General features: G+C 71.2%; 6 protein-coding genes. 4 read left to right on the forward strand and 2 right to left on the reverse strand.

Annotated features, from left to right (window positions below; all coding sequences use genetic code 11):
• Positions 1-2 precede the first annotated feature (2 nt).
• Positions 3-689 carry a peptide deformylase gene (def, locus tag ACFQ8E_RS20680; protein ID WP_430552445.1) on the forward strand — a complete coding sequence of 229 codons (687 nt, stop codon included), beginning with the start codon at positions 3-5 and terminating at the stop codon, positions 687-689.
• A gap of 83 nt (positions 690-772) precedes the next feature.
• Here def and ACFQ8E_RS20685 read toward each other — a convergent pair whose 3' ends face one another.
• The gene (locus tag ACFQ8E_RS20685) at positions 773-2,065 is read right to left on the reverse strand and encodes an ABC transporter substrate-binding protein (RefSeq protein ID WP_430552446.1); all 1,293 of its coding nucleotides are present in this window, start codon (positions 2,063-2,065) and stop codon (positions 773-775) included.
• Positions 2,066-2,195: 130 nt separating this feature from the next.
• Positions 2,196-2,777: an alpha/beta family hydrolase gene (locus ACFQ8E_RS20690; RefSeq protein WP_430552447.1), complete on the reverse strand. Its 582-nt coding sequence runs from the start codon at positions 2,775-2,777 to the stop codon at positions 2,196-2,198.
• A gap of 235 nt (positions 2,778-3,012) precedes the next feature.
• Here ACFQ8E_RS20690 and ACFQ8E_RS20695 point away from each other — a divergent pair, with 235 nt between their 5' ends.
• The 3 genes from ACFQ8E_RS20695 (at position 3,013) to ACFQ8E_RS20705 (ending at position 6,190) form a co-directional block, all read left to right on the forward strand.
• Positions 3,013-3,636, forward strand: coding sequence for a pentapeptide repeat-containing protein (locus ACFQ8E_RS20695; protein ID WP_430552448.1), 624 nt, complete (start codon positions 3,013-3,015; stop codon positions 3,634-3,636).
• 203 nt (positions 3,637-3,839) lie between these two features.
• Positions 3,840-4,868: a family 43 glycosylhydrolase gene (locus ACFQ8E_RS20700; RefSeq protein ID WP_430552449.1), complete on the forward strand. Its 1,029-nt coding sequence runs from the start codon at positions 3,840-3,842 to the stop codon at positions 4,866-4,868.
• Positions 4,868-6,190, forward strand: coding sequence for an oligosaccharide MFS transporter (locus tag ACFQ8E_RS20705; RefSeq protein ID WP_430552450.1), 1,323 nt, complete (start codon positions 4,868-4,870; stop codon positions 6,188-6,190). Before ACFQ8E_RS20700 ends, ACFQ8E_RS20705 begins: the two co-directional genes overlap by 1 nt.
• Positions 6,191-6,243 lie beyond the last annotated feature (53 nt).

The following is a 6,243-nucleotide window of genomic DNA, read 5'->3' on the forward strand; positions in this document are numbered from 1 at the left end:
GCATGGCTTGGAGCTTCGGACGACGTCGGCCCACCACGTACCTGCTGGGGGAGCCCGCCGACCCGTACCCGGCCCAGGCGCCGGAGGCGGCGCGCGGCCGCGTGCTGCGGATCACGGAGATCGGCGAGCCGGTGCTGCACACCCCCGCCGCGACCGTCGAGACGTTCTCCACGCCGGAGCTCGCGCGCCTGGTCGACGACATGTTCGCCACGATGGAGAACGCCGAGGGCGTGGGGCTGGCGGCGCCGCAGGTCGGTGTCGGGATCCGCCTGTTCGTCTACGACGTCACCGACGAGCGCGGCGACCGGCACGTGGGGCACGTCGTCAACCCCGTGCTCGAGATGGACCACGACGCCGAGCCGGAGACCGAGGACGAGGGGTGCCTGTCGGTGCCCGGCGCGTACGAGCCGCTGGAGCGGCCCGGTGCCGCCACCGTGCGGGGCGTCGACCAGCACGGAGGTCCGGTGCAGCTCTCCGGCCGCGGGTTCCTGGCCCGCGCCTTCATCCACGAGGCGCAGCACCTCGACGGCACCCTGTACTGGGACCACCTCTCGCCCGAGCTGCAGGCGGACGCCCTGCGCCAGCGCGACGAGGAGCGGGCCGACATCCTCGCGGGCCGGCACGAGCTCGCCGTCGAGCTGGGCAAGAAGCCCGCCGAGTACCCGGCGACGCCGGCGGGCGGCCGCTGACCGGACGGGTCGAGCGTGCCGACCTGATCCTCAGCACCGCGGTGCGAGGATCGAGCCGGCGCGCCCGGTGCGGGTCCGGGGCGTCAGCCCAGCATCCCCGGGGCGAGGGAGAAGAACTCCTTGACGCCGTCGTCGAGGCCGGTGGTGCCGAAGCCGATGTCCTGCGCGATGCGGGTGAACTCGACCTCCACGGCGCCGGCGCCCTCGGGCGGCGGCGGGGGAGTGTCGCCGGCCACCTCGGACAGCTGCTCCCAGTACTCGAGGATCTGCTTGTCGAGGCCCTCCGGCTCAAGGGCGTCGAGCGCGGGCTGGGAGATCGGGGCGCCGCGCGAGAGGCCGAACTCCTTGCTCACCTCGGGGTCGTTGGCGATGAAGTCGATGAACTTCGCCGCCTCCTCGGGGTGCTCCGAGTTCGCCGACATGGACAGCTCCAGCGACGGCTTGAGGTACAGGCCCCGGTTGCCGGGATCGTCGGCCGGCGGCAGCGTCATCGCGAACTCGCCGCCCGCGCTGCCCTCCGAGAAGCGCACCAGGAAGTTGTAGAAGCTCAGCTCGCTCGCCGTGACGCCCGACCCCAGCACGTCCGCGCCGTTGAGCTGCTCCTGCCGCTTGGGGTCGATGAACCCGTCGTCGTCGAACAGCGGCGTCGCGCGCTCCCACCACGCGGTGAGGTCGGCCTCCGTGAAGCCGAGCGCGCCGTCCGCGGTGTAGAGCGACTTGCCCTGCTGCGCGAGCCAGATCTCGAAGACCGTCCAGATCTGCGTGTACTGCGTCGACCCGCTCACCTTCGGGTCGTGGTCCGCGCCGGCCTTGCCGACCTCGGACAGGACGGCGTCGTACTCGTCCCAGGTGAGGTCGCCGTCGGGCACGTCGACCCCGAGGTCCTTCAGGAGACCCGTGCTGAAGAAGTTCGCGATGCCGCCCGTGCTGGTCGGGATGCCGACCAGCCTGCCGTCCACCTTCGCGGCCGGCATGACGTTCTCCGGGAACGTCGAGATGTCGATCGTGCCGTCCGCGGCGAACTCGTCGAGCGCGGCGATCTGCCCGGTGCCGCCGTACTGCGACAGGTACGAGACGTCCATCTGGAACACGTCGGGCAGGCTGCCGCTCGCGGCCTCCGTGTTCCGGGACGTCCAGTAGTCGGCGAACGACGCGTAGGACGACTGGATGGTGACGTGCGGGTTCTTCTCCTCGTACAGGTCGATCGCCTTCTCGTACCGCTCGGCGCGCGACGCGTCGCCCCACCACGCGAACGTGAGGGTGACGTCCTCGTCGCCGCCGCCCGAGGCGTCGCCGCCGCTGCAGGCGCCGAGCGCGGCGACGGCGCCGACGGCGAGGAACGCGACGCCGGAGCGTCGGAGCTTTCTCGTGGACATGAGGGCCTCCTTGCACACATGTGCCGTCGGACGACGGTCGTGACGGGACAGATGCTGGCAGGCGGACGGTCGTGCCGAGCGCGAGCGGACAAAAGCGCGCATCGGTGGACATGCGGGCGCGCGGGAGAGGTCAGAGCGTCCGCGCCCAGTCCGCGACGGCGGCCGCGACGTCGTCGTCCTTGCCGCGCACGTCGTGCGCGCCGGGCAGCGTGATCGTCGTGACCGGGCCGGGGATCGACGCCGCGTGCTCGGCCAGCTCGTCCGGGCTGCCGAAGGGGTCACGGTCGCCCGAGACGAACAGCACGGGGACGTCGAGCTGCGGGAAGTGCTCGACCCGCAGCCTCTCGGGCTTGCCCGGGGGGTGCAGCGGGTAGCTGAGCAGCACCAGGCCCGCCGCGGGCAGGCCCTCGGCCACCGCCATCGAGCACATCCGTCCGCCGTACGACCGGCCGCCCAGCAGCAGCGCGTCGGTCCCGACGCCGAGCGACCCGGCGAACCGCTCCGCCTCGTCGCGCAGGTGCGCGACGGCGACCGGCGGCCGGTCGGGCATCCGCTTGCCCGCCAGCCGGTACGGGAAGTCCACGCGTTCGGTGGGCAGCGGCGGGTCGAGCGCGGCCAGCCGCCGCTCCACCGCCACCAGCGTGTGGTGGTCGCGGCTCGCGCCCGCGCCGGGCGTCAGGATCAGCCCTCGGGGCGTCGTGGTGTCGGGCACGGGTCCAGTGTCACCCGCTCCGCCGAGGTCGTGCCCGACCTGCCGAGGTAGCGCGAGATCCCGCGAGGTAGTACGGACCAGGCCGAGGTAGCGCGAGATCCCGCGAGGTAGTCCGCGTGACAGAGCGATGCCCGGATGTCGCCATCTGTCCGCGGTCGGGTTACGCCTCGGCGTGGGCGCGGGGCGCCGCACCGAGGGCGGGGCCGGTGTCGTCGGGTCGGGCTAGCGTTCGGGGATGAGCGACGCCGAGCGGAGGACCGTCCCGGACACGATCGAACCGGGGAGCACCGTGCGGGGTGAGGACTGGTACGGCCGGGACCTCTCCGGCCGCACGTTCGAGCGGGTGGAGCTCGTGGAGGTCGACCTCACGGAGGTGACGGCCACCGGCGCCACCTTCGAGGAGTGCACGTTCCGCGGGGCGCGGTTCAACGCGTCGGCGTGGCGGGAGTCCGCGTTCACGGGATGCACGTTCAGCCGCACCAACCTGTTCGACGCGTCGTTCGAGGGCTGCAAGCTCGTGGGCTCCCGCTTCGACGACTGCCGCTTCGACCTGCTGCGGGCGGAGCGCGGGGACTGGTCCTTCGTCACGCTGCGCCGGGCGGCGATGGACGGCGTCCACCTCGAGGGCCTGCGGATGCGCGAGGCCGACCTCGACGGGGCGCGGCTGTCCGGGGCCACGGTGATCGGCGTGGACCTGTCGGGCGCGGAGCTGGCCGACGTCGACCTGCGTGGGGCGGTGCTGCGCGGCACCGACCTGTCGGCGCTGGACCCGCGCGCGGCCCGACTGACCGGCGCCGTCGTCGACCCGGCCCAGGCGGTCGTCCTCGCCGAGTCGCTGGGGCTCGTCGTCACGCCCTGAGGCTCCCGCCGTCCTGCTCCGTGGGCGGCTCCGGGGTGGGCCTCGTCACATCGCGGGCACCTTCGCGCAGGTCATGGCGCGGCTCTCGGGAAAGGCGTCTCCGAGGTCACAGCGCGGGTCGGTTTACATCGTTTACATTCTCCCGTGGAGCAGCACCGCTGCGCGCTGCCGGACCAGAGCAGGACACCGGAGGACGAGACACCATGCAGGCCGAACTGACGGACCAGGTCACGGTCAACCCGATCGTGCTGCAACGCGCCGACCCGTGCGTGCTCCGGCACGAGGGCACCTACTACTTCACCGGCTCGCACCCCCGGTACGACCGCATCGTGCTGCGCCGCGCCGACCGCCTCGAGGACCTGCAGAAGGCCGAGGAGGTGACGATCTGGGAGCGGCACGCCACCGGCCCGCAGTCGCAGCTCATCTGGGCCCCCGAGATCCACCGGGTGCACGGCGCCTGGTACATCTACTACGCCGCCGCCCCCGTGGACCACGGCACCGTGGACGCCCCGAGCGAGAACGAGACGTTCAACCACCGCATCTTCGTGCTGGAGAACACCGCCGACGACCCCTTCGAGGGGGAGTGGATCGAGCGCGGCCAGGTGGACACCGGGTGGGAGTCGTTCGCGCTGGACGCCACGAGCTTCGTGACGGACGGCGAGCAGTACCTCGTCTGGGCGCAGCAGGACCTCACGGTCCGCGGCCACTCCAACCTGTACATCGCCCGCATGGCGAACCCGTGGACGCTCGCCACCCCGGCGGTCGAGCTGACGCGCCCCGAGTTCGACTGGGAGACCAAGGGCTTCTGGGTCAACGAGGGCCCGTCCGTCCTCGTCCGGAACGGCCGCGTCTTCCTCACCTACTCCGGCGCCGCCACCGGCATCGACTACGCGATGGGCCTCCTCACCGCGGACTCGGGCGCCGACCTCCTCGACCCGGCGTCGTGGACCAAGAGCACCGAGCCCGTGTTCGTCAGCGACCCGTCCGTGGGCCAGTACGGCCCCGGCCACAACTCGTTCACCGAGACGCCCGACGGCGACGCCGTCCTCGTCTACCACGCACGCACCTACACCGAGATCTCCGGCGACCCGCTGTGGGACCCGAACCGCCACGCCCGCGCGCAGGTGCTGCCCTTCGACGCCGACGGCAACCCCGTGTGGGGCACGCCGGTGCCCGACACCCGCCCCACCCCGACCTCGACCGAGGTCCTCCCCGCCGACGGAGCCTTCTGATGAGCACCACCACCGCGACCCCCGACGGCGCCACCAAGCCCCGCGCCCGGGACTCGCTGCGCAAGCCCGCGTTCTGGAACTTCGGCGGACTGTTCTTCTTCTACTTCGCGATCTGGCAGCTCGCCTTCACGTTCCTCAGCCGCTGGCTGGAGACCGAGGCCGGGATGTCGCACGGCAACATCGGTCTGCTGAACTCGGTGATGGCGTTCACGGCGTTCTGCCTGCAGCCGTTCTACGGCTTCATCCAGGACAAGCTCGGCTTCCGCAAGAACCTCTTCGCCTTCGTCGTCCTGGTCGGCGCGATGATGGGGCCGTTCTTCGCGTTCGTGTTCACGCCGATCGTCAACGCGAACCAGGTGCTCGGCGCCGTCGTCGGCGGCATCTTCCTGTCGCTGACGCTCAACGCGGGCGTCGGCATCGTCGAGACCTTCAACGAGCGCAACGCGCGGGCGAACGGCTTCGAGTACGGGCACGTGCGCCTGTTCGGGTCGGTCGCCGGCGCCACCGCGTCCCTCGTCGGCGGGTTCATCTGGGCCTCGAACCCCGACAACATCTGGTGGGCCGGGACCTTCTCCGCGATCGTCCTCGGGGTGCTCCTCTTCGTGGCGCGCACCCCCAAGCCGGGCGAGCCCGGGTACGCGGCGGTGAGCGGCGACGCCGACGGAGGCGCCCGCACCAAGGTCTCCCTCGCCACCGTCAAGGAGCTCCTCACGAACCGGTCGTTCGTCGGCTTCATGGTGCTGATGTTCGGTACGGCGGCCCTCTACGACGTGTTCGACCAGCAGTTCCCCAACTACTTCGCGCAGTTCGTCACCGGCGGCATCGACTCGCAGGTGCTGTTCTCCCGCGTGGTGTTCGTGCAGATCCTGCTCGAGGCGGTCGTCATGATCGCGACGCCGTTCCTCATCAACCGGATCGGCGCCAAGAACGGCCTCCTCCTGTTCGGCCTGGTCCTCGTCGTGCGCGTGCTCGGCTCGGCGTTCTTCACCTCCACCGAGATGCTGGTCGTCTGGCGCCTGCTCGCCGCGATCGAGATGCCGCTCATGCTGATCTCGGTGATGAAGTACCTGACTCGCATGTTCGACGTCCGGATCTCGGCCACGGCCTACATGCTCGGCTTCAACATGGCCAAGCAGATCGGCATCGTCATCTTCTCGTGGGCGTTCGGCGCCGCGTACGACACGATCGGCTTCGGCCACTCGTACATCGTCATGGGCGTCGTCGTGGTCGTGGTGACGATCGTCGCGAGCGTCCTCATGCGTGACGACCGCCGGCACGCCCTGCCCGACGGCACACCGGCGCCGGAGGGCGCCTCCGCCTGACCGTCCCGCCCGGCCGAACATGCGGTTGCGCACGTTCTGACGCGTCAGAACGG

The sequence above is a fragment of the Isoptericola sp. NPDC056573 genome, assembly GCF_042793335.1.
GTDB lineage: Bacteria > Actinomycetota > Actinomycetes > Actinomycetales > Cellulomonadaceae > Isoptericola.

Coding starts and splice junctions, on each gene's coding strand:
- def (WP_430552445.1), top strand. CDS start 3: ATGGCTTGGAGCTTCGGACGACGTCGGCCCACCACGTACCTGCTGGGG.
- ACFQ8E_RS20705 (WP_430552450.1), top strand. CDS start 4,868: ATGAGCACCACCACCGCGACCCCCGACGGCGCCACCAAGCCCCGCGCC.
- ACFQ8E_RS20700 (WP_430552449.1), top strand. CDS start 3,840: ATGCAGGCCGAACTGACGGACCAGGTCACGGTCAACCCGATCGTGCTG.
- ACFQ8E_RS20685 (WP_430552446.1), bottom strand. CDS start 2,065: ATGTCCACGAGAAAGCTCCGACGCTCCGGCGTCGCGTTCCTCGCCGTC.
- ACFQ8E_RS20695 (WP_430552448.1), top strand. CDS start 3,013: ATGAGCGACGCCGAGCGGAGGACCGTCCCGGACACGATCGAACCGGGG.